Source organism: Belnapia arida, from assembly GCF_016773205.1.
Lineage (GTDB): Bacteria > Pseudomonadota > Alphaproteobacteria > Acetobacterales > Acetobacteraceae > Belnapia > Belnapia arida.
The window spans coordinates 28,385-48,242 of record NZ_JAETWB010000009.1 but is presented as its reverse complement, the minus strand read 5'-3'; the positions used below and the strand labels follow the sequence as shown (position 1 = coordinate 48,242).

Sequence of the window (19,858 nt, the reverse complement as noted above, 5' to 3'; positions counted from 1 at the left end):
GGCAATCAGGCCCCTGCCCTACCAGGCATAGGCCGGGCGGTAGGCCACCGGCGGGGGCGGCGCGTAGTAGGCCGGCGGCGGGGCGTAATAGGCCGGCGGAGGTGCGTAGTAGACCCGCGGAGGCGGCACGTAATAGGCCGGCGGCGGGGGCGGCGGGGCGTAGTAGACCGGCGGCGGCGGGGGCGCGGCATAGGCATTCGCCGCGCCGAGCGCCAGCGCGCCGAGGGCAAGGCCGCCGACGATGCCGGCCACCGCGCCGGCACCACCCCGATGGTGGTGGTGGTGCGGGCCACCCCAGCCACCACCATGGCCGCCCCGGTGCCAGCCCTGGGCCTGCGCTGCGGGGGCGGCGAGAGCGACGGTGGCGACCAGGGCCGCGGCAGCGGCGATACGAAGCTTCATCTCACAACCCTCCTTGGGTCTGTGCTGATGAAACGGCCCGATCGTGACGGGCATATGGCAGGAAACCGGCGGAAAGCGGCCGCCTTTTCAATTGGATGCGATGCCGGCGCCGCGCAGGAAGTCGAGCAGCGCGCGGTTCACCGGCTCCGGCGCCTCCTGCTGCACCCAATGGCCGATGCCCTCCAGCATCACCGCACCTCGGAAGCCGGCCAGGCGCTGCGGCAGCGCCTCGACCGCCGGCCTGGTCCAGCCGAGCACGGGGTCGGCGGTGCCGGTGATGAAGAGGCTCGGCTGGCGCAGGGTGAGGCCGGCGAAGGGCGCCATCAGCCGCCAGTTGCGCTCGATGTTGCGGTACCAGTTCAGCCCGCCGCGGAAGCCGGTGCGGCGATAGATGGCCGCCAGCTCCGCCAGCTCCGCGGCCGGCAGCCAGGGCGGCAGGGCGGGCGGCTCGGCGAGGCTGGCGAGGAATCCGGCCTCGGGCAGGTCCGGGCGCCAGCGCTCGGCCTCGGGTGGGTTGCCGGAGAGGGACCAGAGGGTGCGGCGGAGCGTCACCTCCGCATCGCCTTCGAGATCCGCCTCGGCGACGCCCGGCTCCTGAAAATAGAGCTGGTAGAAGCGGTGCCGCCCGGCGCGGCGCAACGCCTCGGTGGGGCTGACGGGACCGCGCGGGGAGAAAGGCACGCTGAGCCCGGCGACGGCGGGGAAGCGGTCCGGCCGCAGCAGCGCCGCGTTCCAGGCGACGGGCGCGCCCCAGTCATGGCCCACGATCGCCGCCTGGTGCAGGCCGAGCGCGTCGAGCAGCCCGACCATGTCGCCGATGAGGTGAAGGAGCGTGTAATCCTCGATCGCCGGCGGCGCCTCGCTCTCGCCATAGCCGCGCATGTCGGGGGCGATGGCGCGGAAGCCGGCCTCGGCCAGCGCCTCCATCTGATGGCGCCAGGAGCGCCAGGACTCGGGGAAGCCGTGGCAGAACAGCACCGGCGGCCCTTCCCCCGCCTCCGCGACATGCAGGGTGATGCCGTTCGCGGCGAGGCTCCGGTGGGTGATCGGCATGTGGCGTCTCCCGGTCCGGAGCGGCTTCCGCTCGACTGCGCTCGCGGAAGCCGCTCCAGCCTGTTGTCTGAACGAGCAAATTACCCCTTCCGGGTGTTTCCACCCGTTCGGGGTTTGCTCTAGCTGGCGAAGCCGGGCGCCTCCGCGGCGAGGATGCGCTTGACGCTCTCCAGGTGCAGCCGGGCGCTCTCGCGGTCGCCCTCGCGCATCTGCAGGTAGGTCTTCCGCGCCATCTCGGGCGGCACCGGCTTCAGCGGGCGGCCGGTGGACATCGCCAGGCGCTGCGCCTCGCAGGCGCGCTCGAGGTAGTAGAGGTCGTCCCAGGCCTCGGCGATGGTCGGGCCGAGCACCATGATGCCGTGGTTGCGCATGAAGACGATGTCGGCCTCGCCGATGCTGGCGGCGATGCGGTCGCCCTCCGCCTCGTCGAGCGCGAGGCCGGCATAGTCCTCGTCGACCACGGTGCGGCCGTAGAATTTCAGCGCGGTCTGCCCGGCCCAGGCCAGCGGCGGCCCCTCCAGCATGGCGAGCGCCGTCGCGTTCGGCATGTGGGTGTGGAAGCAGGCGCGGGCGCGCGGCACGTTCTTGTGGACGCGGGCATGGATGTAGAAGGCGGTCGCCTCCGGCACGCCCTCGCCGGCGACGACGTTGCCGTGGAAGTCGCAGACCAGCAGGCGGGAGGCGGTGACCTCGGCGAAGGCCCAGCCATAGGGGTTGACGAGGAAGAGGTCGTCCCGCCCCGGTACCATGGCGCTCAGGTGGTTGCAGATGCCCTCATGCAGGCCGAGCCGCGCCGCCATGCGGAAGCAGGCGGCGAGGTCGATGCGCGCCTGCTCCACCGTGGCCGCGTCGAGGTCGGAGTTGCGCAGGATCGCGGGGGCGGCGGGCTGGGCGAGGCTGTGGGCCATGATCTGTCCTTCAGGCGGGCGGCATGGAGGGCGCCAGGGCCTCGTGCCCCGGCGCATAGAGGTTGTTGCTGATCGCCGGGTTGCGGTTGACCAGGGGTCGGCGGAAGAGCGGGTGCGTCATGCTGCGGATCTCGTGCTCGACCTGGAACAGCAGCCGCCCGTCCTCCGGGTCGACGATGTCGATGAAGCGGTATTGGTGCGGGCTGTCCTCGCGGCTGATCAGGCCGCGCTCGGCCAGCCGCGCATGCACGCCGCCGAAATCGGCGAAGGCGAGCTGGATGTGGTGGCCGTCGAAGGCCGGCTGCGGCGCGTCGGTCTCGCGGTAGACGAGGTATTGGGACGGGGCGACGAGGACATGCAGCGCGCCGTCGCGCATCGCCGACGGGGCGCCGATGACCTGGTCGTAGAAGCGGGCGATGCCGGGCAGCGTGCCGGGCGCCGCGTCGAGTTGCACATAGGGGATGCCGAGGCTGATCCGCCCGAAGCGCTCCGCATCCGGCGCGTGGACGCGCATGCGGTTGCCCCAGGGGCAGGTGACGTCGACATGCCCCTCGGCTTCCACGAAGGCGAAGCGCGTGCCCTCCAGCCAGCGGCGGGCGCGGTGGAGCTGGTGCAGCAACAGCTCGCGGCTCGGCGTCACCAGCCCGACCACGCCGCGCAGCACCTGCGCCGGGCCGGTCGGCAGGTGGAACTGGCTGACGCCGGCATTGGCCCACATGTTGTCGAGGCCGGTCATCAGGTAGGGGTCGCGGGTGAGGCCGAGGCCGGTGATGTAGAAGGCGGTCGCCAGCGCCTGGTCGGGCACGCGGAGGTTGACGTGCTGCAGCTCGACCGAGTTGCCGAGGGTCTCCTGGGCCCGGTCGAAGGGGCACTCGACCTTGCTCATCCCGTCCATGGTATGTTCCTCCGCTGGCGGCGGGAAGCTTCGCGCCCGGCCGGGGGCCATGCAAGGCCTATCGGGCGCGCGGCATCGCGCTACCATGCCGCCACACAAGGCGGAGACGGGGCATGGCGACGAGCTTCCAGCTGGGTGACCTCACCATCCATCGCGTGATCGAGGAGGAAAGCCCGCTCTTCGACCCGCTCACCTTCTTCCCCACCCTGACGCCGGAGCTGCTGGACGAGAACCGCGCCTGGCTGGAGCCGCAGGCGGTCGACCCGGCGACGGGCAAGCTGCGCCTCTGCATCCAGAGCTACGTGATCCGCACGCCGCACCACACCATCCTGGTCGACAGCTGCGTCGGCAACCACAAGCAGCGGACGCAGCCCTTCTGGAACGGGAAGACCGACGACACCTGGGAGCGGAACCTGGTGGCGGCCGGATACTCGGTCGGCGACATCGACTACGTCATGTGCACCCATCTGCATGTCGACCATGTGGGCTGGAACACGCGGCTCGAGAACGGCCGCTGGGTGCCGACCTTCCCCAAGGCGCGCTACGTCTTCGCCGAGCGCGAGGTGGCGCATTGGGAGGCGGCGCGGAAGGAGACGCCGAACCCGATCTTCGAGGACAGCGTGCTGCCGATCCTGGAGGCGGGCCGGGCGGAGCTGGTGGCCGCCGACCACGGCATCGGCGACCACCTGCGGCTGACGCCGACGCCGGGGCACACGCCCGGCCATGTCGCGGTCGAGCTCGGCAAGGAGGAGGTGACCGCGGTCCTGACCGGCGACCTCATCCACTCGCCGCTGCAGATGCGCTACCCCGAGCTCTCGATGCGCGCCGACACCGACCAGCGGCAGTCGGCCGAGACGCGGCGGCGATTCCTCGACTGCCATTGCGACACCGGCCGGCTGCTCTGCACGGCGCATTTCCCCTCGCCCTCCACCGGCCATGTCACGCGCTGGGGCGACGGCTTCCGCTTCATGGCGACGGAGGCCTGAGGCCTGAGACCGCAGGGGAACAGGCGGAATGCGCATCGGCATCATCGGCTGCGGCGTCGCCGGCAGCGTGCTGGCCGAGATGCTGCGGGAGGCGCCCGGCTTCGCCGTCGACGTCTTCGACCGCATGGCGCGCGGCGAGGAGGCGGAAGCGGGAACGGGCCTCAATTGCGGGCCGAACGCGATGAAGGCGCTGCGCCTCCACCTGCCCGCGCGGCACGCGGCGCTGCGCGCGGCCTCGCTGCCCTGGACCCGCTGGATCATCGAGACGGCGGAGGGGCAACGCCTCTTCGACCTCGACCTGCGCGAGGTGGCCGAGGAGCCGGGCATCCGCTTGCGCTGGTCGGAGCTGTACCGGCAGCTGCGCGGGCCGGTCGCCGACGCCACCCATCACGGGCTGGAGCTGGTGGCGGTGGAGGAGGATGCCGCCGGCCGCCTCGTCCCCGTGCTGGAGGCGCCGGACGGGGCCCGGCTGCGGCCGCGCGGCTATGAGCTGCTGGTCGCCGGCGACGGGCGCTACTCGGCGCTGCGGCGGCTGACGGCAGGGGTGCCGCAGCCGGCCCTCCACGGCATCGCCATGACGCGGCTGCTGGTGCCCGACGCGGCGGACTGCCCCTTCGACGAGTACGGGCAATGGTTCAACGGCAATGCGCGGCTGCTGGCCTACAGGCTGCCGGGCGGCGCGGCCTACATCGCGGGTGGCTTCCCGCTCGCCTCGGCCAGTGCCGAGATCGCGCCCGAGGCTAGGACCGCCGCCTTCCAGCGCGCGCTCTACACCCCGCCCGACGGCCAGGCCTGCCCCGCCGTCGCCTGGATGGTCGAGCGGCTGGCGGCCGGCGTCGGGCAGATCCACTGGGCGCGGCTGCAGGACGCGCCGCTGCTGCGGACGGCGGCGGCCGGGCGGGTGCTGTTCCTCGGCGATGCGGCGCATGCCATGGTGCCGACGCTCGGCCAGGGCGCGACGCAGGCGATCGAGGACGGCGTCGTCGCCGGCGCCCTGTTGCGCCGTGGCGGCGGGGCGGAGGACGTGGCCGCCTGGCGCGACACGCGCATCGACTTCGTCCGGCGCTTCAGCCTGGAGGCGACGGATACGATGTTCCCCGGCGGCGACCCGGTGGCGGGCTCCATCGCCAAGGGCGAGCCGGAGTTCCTGGCGAAGCTGCGCCGGCTCTACACCGACGTGCCGGGGCCGGAGGAATTCGCACCGGTGCGCGTATAGCGGCCGGGGCTTGCGGGAGGGACGACATGAAGATCGGCGCGGCGATGTTCTTCACCGACTATTCCATGGCACCCGACGAGTTGGCGCGGGCGCTGGAGGAGCGCGGCTTCGAGAGCCTCTGGGCGCCGGAGCATTCCCACATCCCCTTGCAGCGGGCGACGCCCTGGCCGGGCGGAGGCGACCTGCCGAAGATGTACTACGACGTGTTGGACCCCTTCGTGACGCTGACCGCGGCGGCGGTGGCGACGACGACGCTCCGGCTCGGCACCGGCATCTGCCTCGTCGTGCAGCGGGACCCGATCCAGACCGCGAAATCCGTCGCCTCGCTCGACCGCATCTCGGGCGGGCGCTTCCTCTTCGGCGTCGGCAACGGCTGGAACCGGGAGGAGATCGAGAACCACGGCACCGCCTTCGAGACGCGGCACAAGCTGGCGCGCGAGCGGATCGAGGCGATGCAGGCGATCTGGACGCAGGCGAAGCCCGAATACCACGGCGAGTTCGTCGATTTTGCGCCGATGATGACCTGGCCCAAGCCGGTGCAGAAACCCCACCCGCCGATCATCGTCGGCGGCGCCTTTCCCTGGGGGGCGAGGCGGGCGATCCGCTACGGCAATGGCTGGATGCCGCACCGCGTGCGGCAGCACTACGCCGACGTGGCGGCGCTCATCCCGCAATTCCGGCAGATGGTGGGGGAGGCGGGGCGGTCGCTGGCCGAGCTGCCCGTCACCATCTGGGGCGCGAAGGAAGACCGCGACGCGCTGCTGGCCGACCGCGACCTCGGCGTGGAGCGGGTGGTGGTCAGCCTCGACGCGGCGAAGCGCGATGCGATCCTGCCGGAGCTGGACCGATGGGCGGAGCTGGCGCGGCAGGCCGGCTGACGGGGCTTGTTGCGGCAGCGTGCGGTGCCATCTGCGCTGGATGGACCTGCCCGCCCCGACCCTCGATGATGCCGCCGTCACGCGGCTCGCCACGAGCCACCCGCTGCTGGTTGGCGACCTCCGCTCCGACCATGCCGGCGAGACGGGGGCGGTGATGATCTATCGCGGCATCCTGGCATGCTCGCGCGACCCGGCGGTGCGCGCCTTCGCCTCCCGGCACCTGGAGACGGAGGCGGGGCACCTGCGCCTGCTTGAGGCGATGCTGCCGCCCGCGCAGCGCAGCCGGCTGCTGCCGATCTGGCGCGTGGCGGGATGGCTGACCGGGGCGCTGCCGGCGCTGGTTGGGCCGGCGGCGGTGCAGGTGACGATCGAGGCGGTCGAGACCTTCGTCGATCACCACTACCGGGAGCAGATCGAGCGGCTGCCCGCGGCCGGCGAGGCGGGCGCGCTGCGGGCGCTGCTGGAGCAGTGCCGGCTGGAGGAGGTCGAGCACCGGGACGAGGCGGCGGAGCTGCTCGGCGCCGGCCGCGGATGGCTGGCCCGCCTCTGGGGCGGCCTCGTCGGGCGGGGCAGCGCCGCGGCCGTGGCCGCGGCACGACGGATCTAGAGCACGGCCTCCGCCGCGACGCGCAGCGCCTCGGGCGTCGCGCCGGTGAGGACGAGGGTGCCGACCTTGCCCTCCTTTGCCACCGCCTTCCAGTCTTGCAAACGGCCGCGGATGCGGTCGGCCGGGCCGACGAGGGCGATCTCGTCCACCAGCTTGTCGGGCACCGCGGCGGCCGCCTCCGCCTTGCGGCCGTCGAGGAAGGCGTCCTGGATCGCCATCGCCGCGTCCGGGTAGCCGAGGCGCTTGCAGTAGTCGTTGTAGAAATTCTTCCCCCTCGCCCCCATGCCACCGATGTAGAGCGCGAGCTCCGGCTTCACCGCATCGCGGCAGGCCTGGAGGTCGTTGCCGAGGCGGATCTTGGTGTAGGGCGCGATGTCGTAGCCCTGGAGGCTGCGGCCGGATTTCGCCATGCCCTCCTGCGTCGGGCCCACCACCGCATCGGCGGCTTCGGGCGACATGAAGATCGGCAGGTTGCCCTCTGCGATCTCGCCCGAGAGGCGCATCCCGCCCGGGGTGATGGAGGCGGTGTAGATCGGCAGCGCGGGGTCGCCGTGGATGATGCTGCGCAGCGGCTTGCCGAGGCCGGTGGCGCCGGGCCCCTTGTAGGGGATCTGGTAGTGCTCGCCCTCATGCTCGAGCGGCTTTTCGCGCGCCAGGATGGCGCGGATGATCTCGACATATTCCCGCGTGCGGCCGAGCGGCTTGCCGTTGGGCTGGCCGTGCCATCCCTCCACCACCTGCGGGCCCGAGGGGCCGATGCCGCAGAGGAAGCGGTTGCCCGACAGCGCCTGGAGCGTCATCGCCGTCATCGCCGCGCAGGTCGGCGTGCGCGCCGGCATCTGCATGATTCCGGTGCCCGCCTTGATGCGCGTGGTGCGGGCGAGCACGAAGGCGATGGGCGTGACGGCATCCGTGCCGTAGGATTCGCCGCACCAGACGGCGTCGAAGCCGAGGCGCTCCGCCTCCAGCACGAGGTCCATCTCGAGCTGCGGCTTCTGGCCGCGGATCATGCCGATGGTGATGCCGAGCTTCATCGCGGTCAGACCTTGGCCAGGATGGTGTCGCGGAAGGCGCGCATGGCGTCGAGCGCCTCCTCCGCCGTCCCGCCGGGGAAGGTGAGGTCGACGGCCCCGACGCCGGCCTCCTTCAAGGCGCGAAGGTCGGCCGCGATCTCGCCCGGCTGGCCGGAGAACAGGCGGCGCTCGCCGTCGCCGGCCTGCGCGGGCACCTCCGGCCCGTATTTCTGCACGCGATAGGCGAGCGCCATCGCGGCCGGGTCGCGGCCGGCGGCGCGGGTCAGGCCGTGCAGCTTGTCGACCGCGGCGCGGTAGCGGGCCAGGCTGTCGAGCGGGTGCGAGGGGTTGGTGCCGATCGGGTACCAGCCGTCGCCGAGGCGGGCGGCGCGGCGCAGCGCCGGCCCGCTCTCGCCGCCGATCCAGACGGGCAGCGGGTTCTGCACCGGCTTCGGCGCGAAGCCGACATTGCCGAATCGGACGAACTCGCCCTCGAAGCGCGGGTCCTCCTCCGTCCAGAGCTCGCGGGCGGCGAGGATGTACTCGTCCGTCACCCGGCCGCGGGCGTCGAAATCGGGCGCCTGCAGGGCCTCGAACTCCTCGCGCAGCCAGCCGGCGCCGATGCCGACGGTGAGGCGCCCGCCCGAGAGCACGTCGATGGTCGAGAGGATCTTCGCCGTCAGCATCGCCGGCCGGTGCGGAACGACCATCACCGAGGTGACGATGCGCAACCGCTCCGTCCGGGCGGCGAGGAACATCGCCTGGGTCAGCAGCTCGTGCCGCTCGCCGCGGCTGCTGGCGGGGAATTCGCCGCTGTCGGTGTAGGGGTACTTCGCTCCGATCTCGCGCGGGATCACCACATGGTCGCTGACGGTCGCATAGTGGAAGCCGAGCGCCTCGGCGCCCTGGGCCAGGCGGGTCAGCGCCTCGGGCGTCGCCAGCGGTCCGCCGCTCGGCGCACTGAAGCCGATCTGCATGGGTCGGTTTCCTCCTCCCGGCGTTGCGTCCCCCGGGCCTCTGCCACAGGATGCGGCGAGCCCGCGGGACGGGCAAGGGTGACGGGATGGATGCGCTTCTGAACCGGCCGCTGGCGGCGCTGATGGCGGAGGCCGCGGCCTTGCGCGATGCGGGCCATGGACGGCTGTTGTCCTACTCGCGGAAGGTCTTCATTCCGCTGACCAAGCTGTGCCGCGACGTCTGCCACTACTGCACCTTCGCCGAGAAGCCGCAGAAGGGGCGCAACCCCTACCTGACGCCGGAGGAGGTGCTGGCGATCGCCCGCGCCGGCGCTGCGGCGGGCTGCACCGAGGCGCTGTTCACCCTCGGCGACAAGCCGGAGCTGCGCTGGCCGGCGGCGAGGGAGGCGCTGGAGGCGCTGGGTTACGCCAGCACCATCGACTACCTCACCGCCATGTGCGCCCTGGTGCTGAAAGAGACCGGGCTGCTGCCGCATGCCAATCCCGGCGTGATGACGCGGGAGGAGATCGCATCCCTCCGCGCGGTGACGGCGAGCCAAGGCGTGATGCTGGAGAGCACCAGCGCCCGGCTCTGTGCCCCGGGCGGCGTGCATTACGGCAGCCCGGACAAGGACCCGGCGCTCCGCCTCGGCGTGCTGCGGATGGCGGGCGAGCTGCGCGTGCCCTTCACCACCGGCATCCTGATCGGCATCGGCGAGACGCGGGAGGAGCGGATCGAGGCGCTGCAGGCGATCGCTGCGCTGCAGGCCGAGCATGGCCACATCCAGGAAGTCATCGTCCAGAATTTCCGGGCGAAGCCGGGCACGAAGGCGGCTGGCGCCGAGGAACCGGACCTCGACGACCTGCTCTGGACCATCGCGGTCGCGCGCATCCTGCTCGGGCCGGCGATGAACCTTCAGGCGCCGCCCAACCTCTCGCCGGGCGTCTATCAGCAACTCGTCGCGGCGGGGCTGAACGACTGGGGCGGCGTCTCGCCCGTCACCCCCGACCACGTGAACCCGGAGGCGCCCTGGCCGGAGGTCGAGGCGCTGGCGGCGCGCACCGCGGAGGCGGGCAAGGTGCTGGTGCAGCGGCTGCCGGCCTATCCCGCCTATGTCCGCGCGGCGGAGGAATGGATCGACCCCGGCGTCGCGCCGCGGCTGCGCCAGGCGAGCGATGCCGGGGGCTGGGCGCGGGAGGATCGCTGGTCGCCGGGCGAGGTGACGCCGCCGGCGCTGCCGGCGCCGCGCTTGGCGGAAGCGGATGCCGCGCTGGCGCGCGATGTCGAGCGCGCAGCGGGCGGCGGACGGCTGGAGCCGGCGGCCATGATGCGGCTGTTCGCCGCGCGCGACGCCGACTTCGCCCATGTGACGCGGGCGGCGGATGCGCTGCGCATCGCGGTCTCCGGCGAGACGGTGCGCTATGTCGTCAACCGCAACATCAACTACACCAACATCTGCACCTATCGCTGCACCTTCTGCGCCTTCAGCAAGGGGCGGACGCACGAAGCGCTGCGCGGCCCGGCCTATGACCTCGACCATGGCGAGATCGTCCGCCGCGCCGTCGAGGCCTGGGACCGCGGCGCGACCGAGGTCTGCCTGCAGGGCGGCATCCACCCCGACTACACCGGCGCGACCTACGAGGCGATCTGCCAGGCGATCCGCGCCGTGTTGCCGGAGATGCACATCCACGCCTTCTCGCCGCTCGAGGTGACGCAGGGCGCGGCGACGCTCGGCCTCACGCTGACCGAGTACCTGGCGCGGCTGAAATCGGCGGGGCTCGGCACGCTGCCGGGGACGGCGGCGGAGATCCTCGACGACGAGATCCGCGCCGTCATCTGCCCGGACAAGGTGAACACCGCCGAGTGGCTGGCCGTCGCGCGGGCGGCGCACGGCCTCGGCCTCCGCACCACGGCGACGATCATGTTCGGCCATGTCGAGGGGCCGCTGAACTGGGCGCGGCACCTGCTGGCGCTGCGCGACCTGCAGGCGGAGACGGGCGGCTTCACCGAATTCGTCCCCCTGCCCTTCGTCGCCATGGAGGCGCCGATGTATCTGAAGGGCCGCGCGAGGCGCGGCCCGACCTTCCGCGAGGCCGTGCTGATGCACAGCGTCGCGCGGCTCGCGCTGCATCCGCTCGTCCCCAACATCCAGACGAGCTGGGTGAAGATGGGCCCGCAAGGCGCGGCGCTCGCCCTGCAGGCCGGGGCGAACGACCTGGGCGGGACGCTGATGAACGAGAGCATCAGCCGCGCTGCCGGCACCCAGCACGGGCAGGAGTATCCGCCCGAGGCGATGGAGGCGCTGATCCGCTCCATCGGCCGCCTGCCCGAGCAGCGGACGACGCTCTACGGCCCGGTGCCGCAGGCGCGGCGGCGGGCGGCCTTCGAGGCGGCGGAGCTGGCACCGGTGGTGCAGACGGCACCGCGCCGGCGGGAGGCGGTGGGGGGCTGATCGATTTTCCGAGGGTTCTGCGTTAAGGGGGCGTAACCCCCTACCGGAGAAACCGATGCCCCATCGTCGCCTGCTGCTGACGGCCGCCGCCCTCAGCCTGCCCGCTCTCGCTGCCCGCGCCCAGGGCTTTCCGGACCGCGCCCTCCGCATCGTCGTGCCATTCGCCCCGGGCGGGGCGGTGGACCTCACCGGGCGGCTGCTGGCCGAGCAGCTGCAGCCGGTGCTCGGCCAGAACGTAGTCGTCGACAACCGTGGCGGCGCCGGCGGCAACCTCGGCGCCGATGTGGTGGCCAAGTCGGAGAAGGACGGCTACTCGCTGCTGCTCGGCTCGGCGAACATCCTCTGCGCCAACAAATTCCTCTTCCGCCGCTCCATGCCGCTCGACCCGATGCGCGACCTGGCGCCGGTCACGCGGGTGACGACGGGCACGGTGGTGCTGATCGTCAACGGCCGCAGCCCCTACAAGAGCTTCCAGGAGCTGATGGCGGCGGCGAAGAAGGACCCGGGCAAGCTCACCATGGGCTCCTCCGGCACCGGCACCGTCAGCCATCTCACCATCGAATCGGTGAAGCGCGCGGCGGGCGTCGACATCACCCACGTTCCCTATCGCGGCGGCGGGCCGGCCTTCCAGGACCTGCTGGCGGGCAACATCGACATGATGTTCGACGTGATCCCGGCGGCGATCGCCAATATCCGCGAGGGCGCCTTCCGCCCGCTCGCCGTCGGCAGCGCCGAGCGCATTACCTATGTGCCGGAGCTGCGCGACGTGCCGTCGATGAAGGAGCTGCTGCCGGGCGCCAACATCGACATGCAAAGCTGGTACGCCATTAATGCCACGGCGGGCACGCCGGCCGACCGCATCGCCACCCTGCACCGGGCGCTGACCCAGGTGGTGAAGAGCGACGCCTTCCGCGGCAAGATGGAGCCGATCGGCTTCACCCCCGTCGCCGACGAGACGCCGGCCGCCTATGGCGAGTACATGCGCGCGCAGGAGAAGGTCTGGCAGAAGCTGGTCGAGGAGTCCGGCGCGACTATGGAGTAAAGCGCGCTACCGCGTGGGGGGAGTGAGGCCGCACTCGCGTAGGAAGGCCAGCGTCCGCGTGCCCCTCGCTTCGGGCAGGCGGGCGAAGCTGACGAGGTCGGCGGGATGGTCGATATCCATCCCGATGCCCGGCAGCGGGACGATGCGCGGCTCGATACCCTGGGCGCGGGCCGCGGCGAGGTGCGGGACGTAGCTGTCCTCGCCGAAGCGCAGCGGCACGGCGAGCGGCGGCGACATCGCCACGGCATTCGAGCCCAGCTCGTCATGCGCGGGCGCGATGGTGAAGGCCGGCGCCTCGCCATGAACAGCGAGCACCGCCTCGATCTCGGCGGGCGTCACGGCGGGGATGTCGCCGGGCAGGGTGAGGATGCCCTGCGCGCCCTCGGCGGCCAGCAGCCGCGCGGCGGCGGTGACGCTGCCGGTATGGCCGTTGCGCGCGCCCTCGGTCAGCACGCGGGCGCCGCTGCGGCGGGCGAGGTCGGTGGCCCAGGGGTCGAGCGTCACCAGCGCGACACCGGCGAGGCCCCGTGCCGCCGTCAGCGCCGCCAGCACCTCGCCGATCATCACCTGCATCAGTGCCACGCGCAGCGCCGGCGTCAGCGCCGGGGAGAGGCGCTGCTTCGCGCCCTCCAGTTCCTTCACCGGGAGGATGGCCCAGATCATGCCGCGCTCAGCACCACCCGAGCGAGGGCGATCTTGTCCTTGAGGCTCCGCATCAGCGTCGGTGCGCGGATGACCTGCGCCTCGATGCCCGCCGCGTCATCTTCCGGCTCCATGACGTAATGCGTCAGCAGCCCGGCATAGCGGGCGGCGACGGCGGCGGCGCTCGGCACCATCCCCGTCTGTTCGAACATGCGCGCCGTTGGCCCCTTCACCGCCTGCCCGGCGATGATCGGAGAGACGGCGACGACCGGGGCGCCGCAGGCCGCGATGGCGGCGCGGAGGCCGGGGACGGCGAGGATCGGCTCGATGCTGATGAATGGGTTGGAGGGGCAGATCACCACGGCGCGTGGGCGCGACCGCAGCGCCTCCAGCAACAGCGGGTTGGGCCGGGCCTCGGCGGCGCCGGCGAAGTCGATGGCATGCACCGGCGGCCGCGTCTGGTCGCGGACGAACCAGTGCTGGAAGTCGAGCCAACCCGCGTCGCTCCGGAGGCGGGTGCGCACCGGGTCGTCGCTCATGGGCAGGATGCGCGGCCCGATGCCGAGGCGGCGGGCGATGCCGGCGGTGATGGCGCTGAGCGTCTCGCCGGCGCGGAGGCGGCGCGTGCGCTCGACATGGAGCGCGAGGTCGCGGTCGCCGAGGCGGAACCAGGTCTCGCCGCCGATGCTCCCCAGCGTCTCCATGAAGGACCAGGTCTCGTCGCGGCGGCCCCATCCGAGCTCCTGATTGTCGAGCCCGGCCAGCGCATAGGTCAGCGTGTCGATGTCGGGCGAGATGCTGAGGCCGAGATGCTCGAAGTCGTCGCCCGTGTTGGCGACAATCAACAGCTCCGAAAGCGGCAGGACATGGCTGAGGCCGAGCGCCAGCTTGGCGCCGCCGATGCCGCCCGAGAGGGCGACGATCATCGGAACAGATCCTCTGCCTCGGGCCGCAGCAGCTCTGCGGCGGGGTTGGGCGGCGCGTCCCAGGCGAGGCCGCGGACCAGCACCGCGGGCTGCGCCTCGGCGCCCTGGCCCTGCAGCAGGGAGGCGGCGGCGGCGATCTCGTCGGCGAAGCCGCTGATGCTGACCTGCAAGGCGCGGCCGAACAGGTCCGGCCGTCCGCGCAGGTCCCAGAGCGCGGGCAGGCCGGCAGCGCCGATGGCGACGCCCACCGTGCCACGGCGCCAGGCGCGGCCGAAGCTGTCGGTGATGACGACGGGGCAGCCGAGGCGCGCGGCCAGCGCGGCGGCGGTGCCGTCCGGGTCGCGCGGCAGCAGCAGCGCATGGCCCTCCTCGCCGAGATTGGACTGGTCGATGCCGGCATTCGCCATGACGAAGCCGAGCCGGTGCTGCACGATCAGCAGGTTCGGCCGTGCGCGGACGACGCGCTGGCTCTCCGACAGCACCAGCTCGACGAAGCGCGGGTCCTTCTGCACGCGCCCGGCCAGCGCCTGTGCCTCGGCCGATGGGGTGACGGAGGCGAGCGCCACGCTGCGCCCCTCCGCCTTGCTGACGATCTTCTGCGCCAGCACCAGCACGTCATCGCCGCGCAACGCGAGCCCGGCGCGGGCAAGCCCGGCCTCGACCAGCGCGGCGAGGTCGTCGCCGGCCCGCACCATCGGCAGGCCGGGAAGCGCCTGCAGTTCCAGCCGTTGCACGGTTCAGCCGAAGCGGCGGCGGAGCAGGGGCAGCACCTGCTCCCCATAGAGCTTGAGGAAGCGCGCCTGGTCCGGCCCCGGCGCGTGGAAGACGAGGTGGTTGAAGCCGAGCGCGACGTACTCGCCGATGCGCTCGACATGCTCCTCGGCGTCGTCGGAGACGATCCAGCGGCTGGCGGCGCGCTCCAGCGGCAGGGCATCGGCCAGGCGCTCCATCTCGGCCGGGTCCTCGACCGACATCTTCTCCTCGGGCGAGAGGGCCAGCGCAGCCCAGTGGCGGGTATCCTCCAGCGCGCGCTGCTTGTCGGTATCAAAGGAGACCTTCACCTCGATCATGCGGTCGTAGTCGGGCTTCGGGGCCCCTGCCGCCTCGAGCCCGGCGGCGAGGTTGGGCAGCAGCGTCTCGGTGTAGAGTTCCCGCTTCTTGCCCGAGGTGCAGATGAAGCCGTCGCCGCCGCGGCCGGCATATTTGGCGACGAGCGCGCCGGCGGCGGCGACGTAGATCGGCACCATCTGCTCAGGCCGGTCGTAGATCGTCGCCTTGTCGGTCTTGTAGTACTGGCCTTCGAAGGTGACGCGCTCCTCCGACCAGAGCTTCCGCATCAGCTGCACCGCCTCGCGCATGCGGGCGAAGCGCTCCTTGAACTCGGGCCAGGGCGCGCCGGTGGAGGGCACCTCGTTCAGCCCCTCCCCCGTGCCGATGCCGAGGATGACGCGGCCGGGATACATCGAGCCGAGCGTGCCGAAGGCCTGCGCCACGATCGAGGGGTGGTAGCGGAAGGTCGGCGTCAGCACGGAGGTGCCCATCACCAGCCGCTGCGTCCGGGCGCCGAGCGCGCCGAGCCAGACCAGCGAGTTCGGCGCATGGCCGTCGGTGTGCTTCCAGGGCTGGAAGTGGTCGGAGATGAAGCAGGAATCGAAGCCGCATTCCTCGGCCATGATGCCGAATTCCAGCAGCTTCGCCGGCGCGAATTGTTCGGCCGAGGCCTTGTAGCCGAGCGTCAGCATCGGTGTGTGTCCTTCACAGGTCGGCCAGCGCGGCCAGCATGGCGTCGCGCGCGGCGATGTCGCCCTTGGCATGCACCGGCTGGATGCAGAGATGCGTCGCCCCGGCCGCGAAGTGCTCGGCGAGCTTCGCCTTCACCGCCGCGGCGTCGCCGGAGACGACCATGCCGTCGATGAAGCGGTCGCTGCCGCCATCCTTCAGGTCGTCCTCGGTGAAGCCGATGCGCAGCCAGTTGTTCACGTAATTCGGCAGGGTCATGTAGTGCGCGAGCTCGGCCCGGCCCATGGCGCGGGCCTTGGCGAGATCGGTTTCGAGGCAGACCTTCTGCTCGACGGCCAGCACCTTGCCCGGGCCGAGGATGCCGGCGGCGATGCGGGTGTGCTCCGGCGTCACGTTGTAGGGCACGGCGCCGTGAGTGCGCTTCGCCGCTAGCTCCAGCATCTTCGGCCCGAGGGCGGCGAGGAGGATGGGCCAGTCCTCGCCGGTATCGGCCTGGATGCCGTCGAGATAGCCGCGCATGGCGGGCACCGGCTTGTCGTAGCGGTGGCCGCGCAGCCCCTCCACCATCGGGATGTGGCTGACGCCGAGGCCGAGGACGAAGCGGCCGCCATGGAAGGCGTTCAGCGTCGCCATGCCGCGGCGGGCGGTAAACGGGTCCCGCGCATAGATGTTGGCGATGGAGCTGCCGACCTTCAGCCGCGTGGTGGACGCGAGGAGGTGGGCGGCGAGGGTGAGGGACTCGTAGCCCCGCGCCTCCGGGTACCAGAGCGTGCCGTAGCCCAGCTCTTCCACCCGGCGGGCGAGGGCGGCGAGGCCCGGCCCGTCCAGCCGGTCGGCGGGGTACCAGACCCCGAGGCGTCCCAATTCCATCACCATGCCCTCCGTCGGCCAGCATTGCGCCGGGGCCGCCTGCTGTCCACCGGCCCTGGTCTTTGGGCGCTGGGGCGCCTAGATCAAGGGTGAACCTCATACAGACAGAGACGCGCCCGTGGACGCAATGACCCCGGCCGACCTCTCCGCCACGGCACCGAACCAGGTTTCGGCCGAGGCGGGGCGGCGGCGCACCTTCGCCATCATCGCCCACCCCGACGCCGGCAAGACGACGCTGACCGAGAAGCTGCTGCTGCGCGGCGGCGCCATCCAGCTCGCCGGCGCGGTGCGGGCCAAGGGCAATGCGCGCCGCACCCGGTCCGATTGGATGAAGATCGAGCAGGATCGCGGCATCTCGGTCGCGACCTCGGTGATGACCTTCGAGCGCGGCGGGCTGATCTTCAACCTGCTGGACACGCCGGGCCACGAGGACTTCTCCGAGGACACCTACCGCACGCTGACCGCCGTCGACGCCGCGGTGATGGTGCTGGACGCCGCCAAGGGCATCGAGGCGCAGACCCGCAAGCTCTTCGAGGTCTGTCGCCTGCGCGACATTCCGATCATCACCTTCGTCAACAAGATGGACCGCGAGGCGCGCGACCCCTTCGAGCTGATCGACGAGATCGAGAAGACGCTGGCGCTGGACGCCGCCCCGGTCGCCTGGCCGGTCGGCCGGGCGAGCGAGTTCGCCGGCACCTGGGACATGCTGGCGCGGCACTTCCTCCCCGTCGATGCGGATGACCGCTCGGCCGTTTCGCTCTCGGGTCCGGATGATCCGAAACTGGCCGGGCTGGTCGGGCCCGAGCGGGCGGCGGCACTGGCCGAGGAGGTCGGGCTGGCCGAGGCGGCCTGCCCGGAGTTCGACCTGGAGGCCTTCCGCCAGGGCACCCTCACCCCGGTCTTCTTCGGCAGCGCGCTGCGCGACTTCGGCATCGGCCACCTGCTGGACGGCCTCGCCCGCTACGCCCCGCCGCCGCAGAGCCGCAGCGCCGATGCACGGCCCGTAGACCCGGGCGAGCCGGCGCTTACCGGCTTCGTCTTCAAGGTCCAGGCCAACATGGACCCGAACCACCGCGACCGCGTCGCCTTCGTCCGGCTCTGCTCCGGGCGGCTGGTGAAGGGGATGCGGCTGAAGCAGGTCCGCACCGGCAAGCAGGTGCCGGTCAACGCGCCATTGTTCTTCTTCGCCAAGGACCGGCAGGTGGCCGAGGAGGCCTGGCCGGGCGATGTCGTGGGGGTGGCCAATCACGGCACCCTGCGCATCGGCGACACGCTGACCGAGGGCGAGGCGATCAACTTCCGGGGCGTGCCGAGCTTCGCGCCTGAGATCCTGCGTCATGTCCGGCTCGAAGACCCAATGCTGGCGAAGAAGCTGAAGACGGCGCTCTCCCAGCTGGCCGAGGAAGGCGTGGTGCAGCTCTTCCGCCCGCTCGACGGCTCGAACCCTGTCGTCGGCGTGGTTGGGCAGCTTCAGCTCGATGTGCTGCAGAGCCGTCTCAAGGTCGAATATGGCGTCCCGGCCGGCTTCGACGACACGATGTGGCAGATGATGCGCTGGGTGACGGGAGATGACCGCGCCGCGCTCGACCGTTTCGCCGCTACCAACCGCCGCGATGCTGGCGAGGACCATGACGGCGCACTGGTCGCCTTCTTCGGCTCCGACTGGCGGCGCAAGCGGGCGGAGGAGGAATGGCCGATGCTGCGCTTCCACGCCGTGCGCGAGCAACACGGGCTGGAAATGGCGAAGCGTTAAGATGGATCTCGGAAGGTAACCGGCTCGGTTGAACAGCCGCCCGGAGCAATTGCCACCAGCGCAATCGCGCGGAACCTTGAGCAAGGGCCGCGTGTTCTCTCTCCAGAAAGCCGCACCGGGCACGCCCCCGGGTAAGCCGGCGGGGCCTCGCCATCGGCGGGCCCTTCGCCCCCGTCATACGGGTGGCCACAACCTAGGAGAGACCCAGTGACGACAGCGACTGACGCTGCGCTCGCGCAGCTTTCGCTCAACGCCTATTCCAACACCCCGGTCACGCTGCCGGCGGGCTTCAGCCCGGCCACCCTTCCCCTCACCCTCGGCGCCGGGCAGAGCTTCGTGGGGGGCCTCTACCAGAGCGACAACTCGGCCGCGCTGCTGGCTGAGGGCGCGGTGGATGGCCAGGAAAGCCTCGTCATCGCCTTCCGCGGCAGCGACGACCAGCAGGACAGCTTCAACGACCTGCAGAACATCAACGCGGATTACACGGACTTCACCACGTTGATCCAGGCGGTGGACCAGGCGGCGGCGAGCGGCCGCTACGACCAGATCGTGGTGACGGGGCACAGCCTCGGCGGGTCGCTGGCGCAGCAATTCATGGCCGCGCACCCCGAGCAGGCGGGCGTGACCTATGATGCCGTCACCTTCGGCTCGCCGGGCGCCCTCCTGCCGCCGGGCGTGGATGCACGCATCACCAATTTCGTCGTCGCCGATGACCCGGCGGTCGCGCTCGGTGCGCACCGGGCGGAGATCGGCGAGGTGTTGAGGTCCGACCCGGCGCTGGCGAACCTCGCCGCCGACAAGGCGGCGGAGGAACTTCCCGGCCTCACCGAAGCCCAGGCGCTGGCGGCCATCAACAGCCTCACGGTGAACTACGAGAACCGCGGCGACATCATGCTGCTGCCGGGAAAGACCGCTGACCTCTCGCCGCAGGCGGGCATTGCCGGCCTCGCCCGGCTCGATACGGCACAGCACGCGCCGGAGCTCTATGCGAGCAGCGTGACGGCCGCCGCTGCCTCGCCCGAGCCGGAGCTGATCGTGCCGGAGACGGGCACGACCGACCCGCAGCTGCTCGCGCTGCGCAGCATCTACGACAGCGACGGCGGCGACCCGCAGGTCTTCCGGTCGCTGATCGATGGCTGGCGGCAGGATGTGCAGGCGGAGGCGAACGACGTCTTCACCGGGGTCCGCGACGACCTGGCCGCGATCGGGCGGGACCTGAACCTGATCTAAGGCTGCTCCAGCAGCCGCAGGATCTCCCTCAACCAACCGGCCGTGGACTGGCCGTTGGCCGAAGGGTCGATATCTGGTTCCAAGTGCCGCAGGAAGGCGGCATCAGCGAGGCTGCCGGGATGGTCGGCGAGGAAGCGGCGAAGCTCGGCGGCGAGCGCCGTCCGCTCCGCCGCCGCCGTCGCCCGCCGCACCGTTCCCATGATCTCCGCATCGTCGCCGTCCAGATCGCAATCCTGGTGGAACCAGGCCTGGATGAAGCCGGCAAGGCGCGGGTAGAGCGCCGACATG

20 protein-coding genes are annotated in these 19,858 nt (G+C 71.7%); 8 read left to right on the top strand and 12 right to left on the bottom strand.

The window, feature by feature from the left end:
• Positions 1 to 18: 18 nt before the first annotated feature.
• The 4 genes from JMJ56_RS17970 to JMJ56_RS17955 form a co-directional block, all read right to left on the bottom strand.
• Positions 19 to 402: a hypothetical protein gene (locus JMJ56_RS17970; RefSeq protein ID WP_202833146.1), complete on the bottom strand. Its 384-nt coding sequence runs from the start codon at positions 400 to 402 to the stop codon at positions 19 to 21.
• Positions 403 to 489: 87 nt separating this feature from the next.
• Complete coding sequence (locus JMJ56_RS17965) at positions 490 to 1,455, bottom strand: alpha/beta fold hydrolase (RefSeq protein WP_202833145.1); 966 nt, start codon at positions 1,453 to 1,455, stop codon at positions 490 to 492.
• A 119-nt stretch (positions 1,456 to 1,574) separates the two neighbouring features.
• Positions 1,575 to 2,363: an aldolase gene (locus JMJ56_RS17960; RefSeq protein ID WP_202833144.1), complete on the bottom strand. Its 789-nt coding sequence runs from the start codon at positions 2,361 to 2,363 to the stop codon at positions 1,575 to 1,577.
• Positions 2,364 to 2,373: 10 nt separating this feature from the next.
• Complete coding sequence (locus tag JMJ56_RS17955; RefSeq protein WP_202833143.1) at positions 2,374 to 3,258, bottom strand: hypothetical protein; 885 nt, start codon at positions 3,256 to 3,258, stop codon at positions 2,374 to 2,376.
• 113 nt (positions 3,259 to 3,371) lie between these two features.
• Here JMJ56_RS17955 and JMJ56_RS17950 point away from each other — a divergent pair, with 113 nt between their 5' ends.
• Genes JMJ56_RS17950 through JMJ56_RS17935 form a run of 4 tightly spaced genes read left to right on the top strand, consistent with a single transcriptional unit; the run spans position 3,372 to position 6,945 of the window.
• Positions 3,372 to 4,244: an MBL fold metallo-hydrolase gene (locus JMJ56_RS17950; RefSeq protein WP_202833142.1), complete on the top strand. Its 873-nt coding sequence runs from the start codon at positions 3,372 to 3,374 to the stop codon at positions 4,242 to 4,244.
• Between the two features lie 28 nt (positions 4,245 to 4,272).
• Positions 4,273 to 5,460 (top strand): FAD-dependent monooxygenase, encoded by a 1,188-nt coding sequence (locus JMJ56_RS17945; protein ID WP_202833141.1) that lies wholly within the window; start codon positions 4,273 to 4,275, stop codon positions 5,458 to 5,460.
• A 26-nt stretch (positions 5,461 to 5,486) separates the two neighbouring features.
• Complete coding sequence (locus JMJ56_RS17940) at positions 5,487 to 6,338, top strand: LLM class F420-dependent oxidoreductase (protein ID WP_202833140.1); 852 nt, start codon at positions 5,487 to 5,489, stop codon at positions 6,336 to 6,338.
• Positions 6,339 to 6,378: 40 nt separating this feature from the next.
• A complete protein-coding gene (locus JMJ56_RS17935; protein WP_202833139.1) occupies positions 6,379 to 6,945 on the top strand; it encodes a demethoxyubiquinone hydroxylase family protein in 567 nt (188 codons plus the stop codon).
• Here JMJ56_RS17935 and JMJ56_RS17930 read toward each other — a convergent pair.
• Both JMJ56_RS17930 and JMJ56_RS17925 read right to left on the bottom strand, forming a co-directional pair.
• The gene (locus JMJ56_RS17930; protein ID WP_202833138.1) at positions 6,942 to 7,979 is read right to left on the bottom strand and encodes an LLM class F420-dependent oxidoreductase; all 1,038 of its coding nucleotides are present in this window, start codon (positions 7,977 to 7,979) and stop codon (positions 6,942 to 6,944) included. The two genes, JMJ56_RS17935 and JMJ56_RS17930, sit on opposite strands and share 4 nt — an antisense overlap.
• 5 nt (positions 7,980 to 7,984) lie before the next feature.
• Positions 7,985 to 8,935, bottom strand: a complete 951-nt coding sequence (locus JMJ56_RS17925) for a TIGR03619 family F420-dependent LLM class oxidoreductase (protein WP_202833137.1) — start codon at positions 8,933 to 8,935, stop codon at positions 7,985 to 7,987.
• Positions 8,936 to 9,021: 86 nt separating this feature from the next.
• Between JMJ56_RS17925 and cofH the strand changes: the two genes are divergently transcribed.
• Positions 9,022 to 11,367, top strand: coding sequence for a 5-amino-6-(D-ribitylamino)uracil--L-tyrosine 4-hydroxyphenyl transferase CofH (gene cofH, locus JMJ56_RS17920; RefSeq protein WP_202833136.1), 2,346 nt, complete (start codon positions 9,022 to 9,024; stop codon positions 11,365 to 11,367).
• 55 nt (positions 11,368 to 11,422) lie between these two features.
• Positions 11,423 to 12,409 (top strand): Bug family tripartite tricarboxylate transporter substrate binding protein, encoded by a 987-nt coding sequence (locus JMJ56_RS17915; RefSeq protein ID WP_202833135.1) that lies wholly within the window; start codon positions 11,423 to 11,425, stop codon positions 12,407 to 12,409.
• 6 nt (positions 12,410 to 12,415) lie between these two features.
• Here JMJ56_RS17915 and cofC read toward each other — a convergent pair whose 3' ends face one another.
• Genes cofC through JMJ56_RS17890 form a run of 5 tightly spaced genes read right to left on the bottom strand, consistent with a single transcriptional unit; the run spans position 12,416 to position 16,587 of the window.
• A complete protein-coding gene (cofC, locus tag JMJ56_RS17910) occupies positions 12,416 to 13,072 on the bottom strand; it encodes a 2-phospho-L-lactate guanylyltransferase (RefSeq protein WP_202833134.1) in 657 nt (218 codons plus the stop codon).
• A complete protein-coding gene (gene cofD, locus JMJ56_RS17905; protein WP_202833133.1) occupies positions 13,069 to 13,977 on the bottom strand; it encodes a 2-phospho-L-lactate transferase in 909 nt (302 codons plus the stop codon). The genes cofC and cofD overlap by 4 nt, the downstream gene beginning before the upstream one ends.
• Positions 13,974 to 14,711, bottom strand: a complete 738-nt coding sequence (gene cofE, locus JMJ56_RS17900; RefSeq protein WP_328702415.1) for a coenzyme F420-0:L-glutamate ligase — start codon at positions 14,709 to 14,711, stop codon at positions 13,974 to 13,976. Before cofE ends, cofD begins: the two co-directional genes overlap by 4 nt.
• 3 nt (positions 14,712 to 14,714) lie before the next feature.
• Positions 14,715 to 15,719 carry a glucose-6-phosphate dehydrogenase (coenzyme-F420) gene (gene fgd / locus JMJ56_RS17895; RefSeq protein WP_202833132.1) on the bottom strand — a complete coding sequence of 335 codons (1,005 nt, stop codon included), beginning with the start codon at positions 15,717 to 15,719 and terminating at the stop codon, positions 14,715 to 14,717.
• A 13-nt stretch (positions 15,720 to 15,732) separates the two neighbouring features.
• Positions 15,733 to 16,587: a TIGR03620 family F420-dependent LLM class oxidoreductase gene (locus tag JMJ56_RS17890; RefSeq protein WP_202833131.1), complete on the bottom strand. Its 855-nt coding sequence runs from the start codon at positions 16,585 to 16,587 to the stop codon at positions 15,733 to 15,735.
• 127 nt (positions 16,588 to 16,714) lie between these two features.
• Between JMJ56_RS17890 and JMJ56_RS17885 the strand changes: the two genes are divergently transcribed.
• Together JMJ56_RS17885 and JMJ56_RS17880 are read left to right on the top strand one after the other, a co-directional pair.
• A complete protein-coding gene (locus JMJ56_RS17885; RefSeq protein ID WP_202833227.1) occupies positions 16,715 to 18,340 on the top strand; it encodes a peptide chain release factor 3 in 1,626 nt (541 codons plus the stop codon).
• A 207-nt stretch (positions 18,341 to 18,547) separates the two neighbouring features.
• On the top strand, positions 18,548 to 19,570 hold the full coding sequence (locus JMJ56_RS17880; protein WP_202833130.1) for a lipase family protein: 1,023 nt from the start codon (positions 18,548 to 18,550) through the stop codon (positions 19,568 to 19,570).
• Here the strand turns inward: JMJ56_RS17880 and JMJ56_RS17875 are convergent.
• Positions 19,567 to 19,857 (bottom strand): contact-dependent growth inhibition system immunity protein, encoded by a 291-nt coding sequence (locus tag JMJ56_RS17875; RefSeq protein WP_202833129.1) that lies wholly within the window; start codon positions 19,855 to 19,857, stop codon positions 19,567 to 19,569. The two genes, JMJ56_RS17880 and JMJ56_RS17875, sit on opposite strands and share 4 nt — an antisense overlap.
• Between the last annotated feature and the right edge of the window lies 1 nt (position 19,858).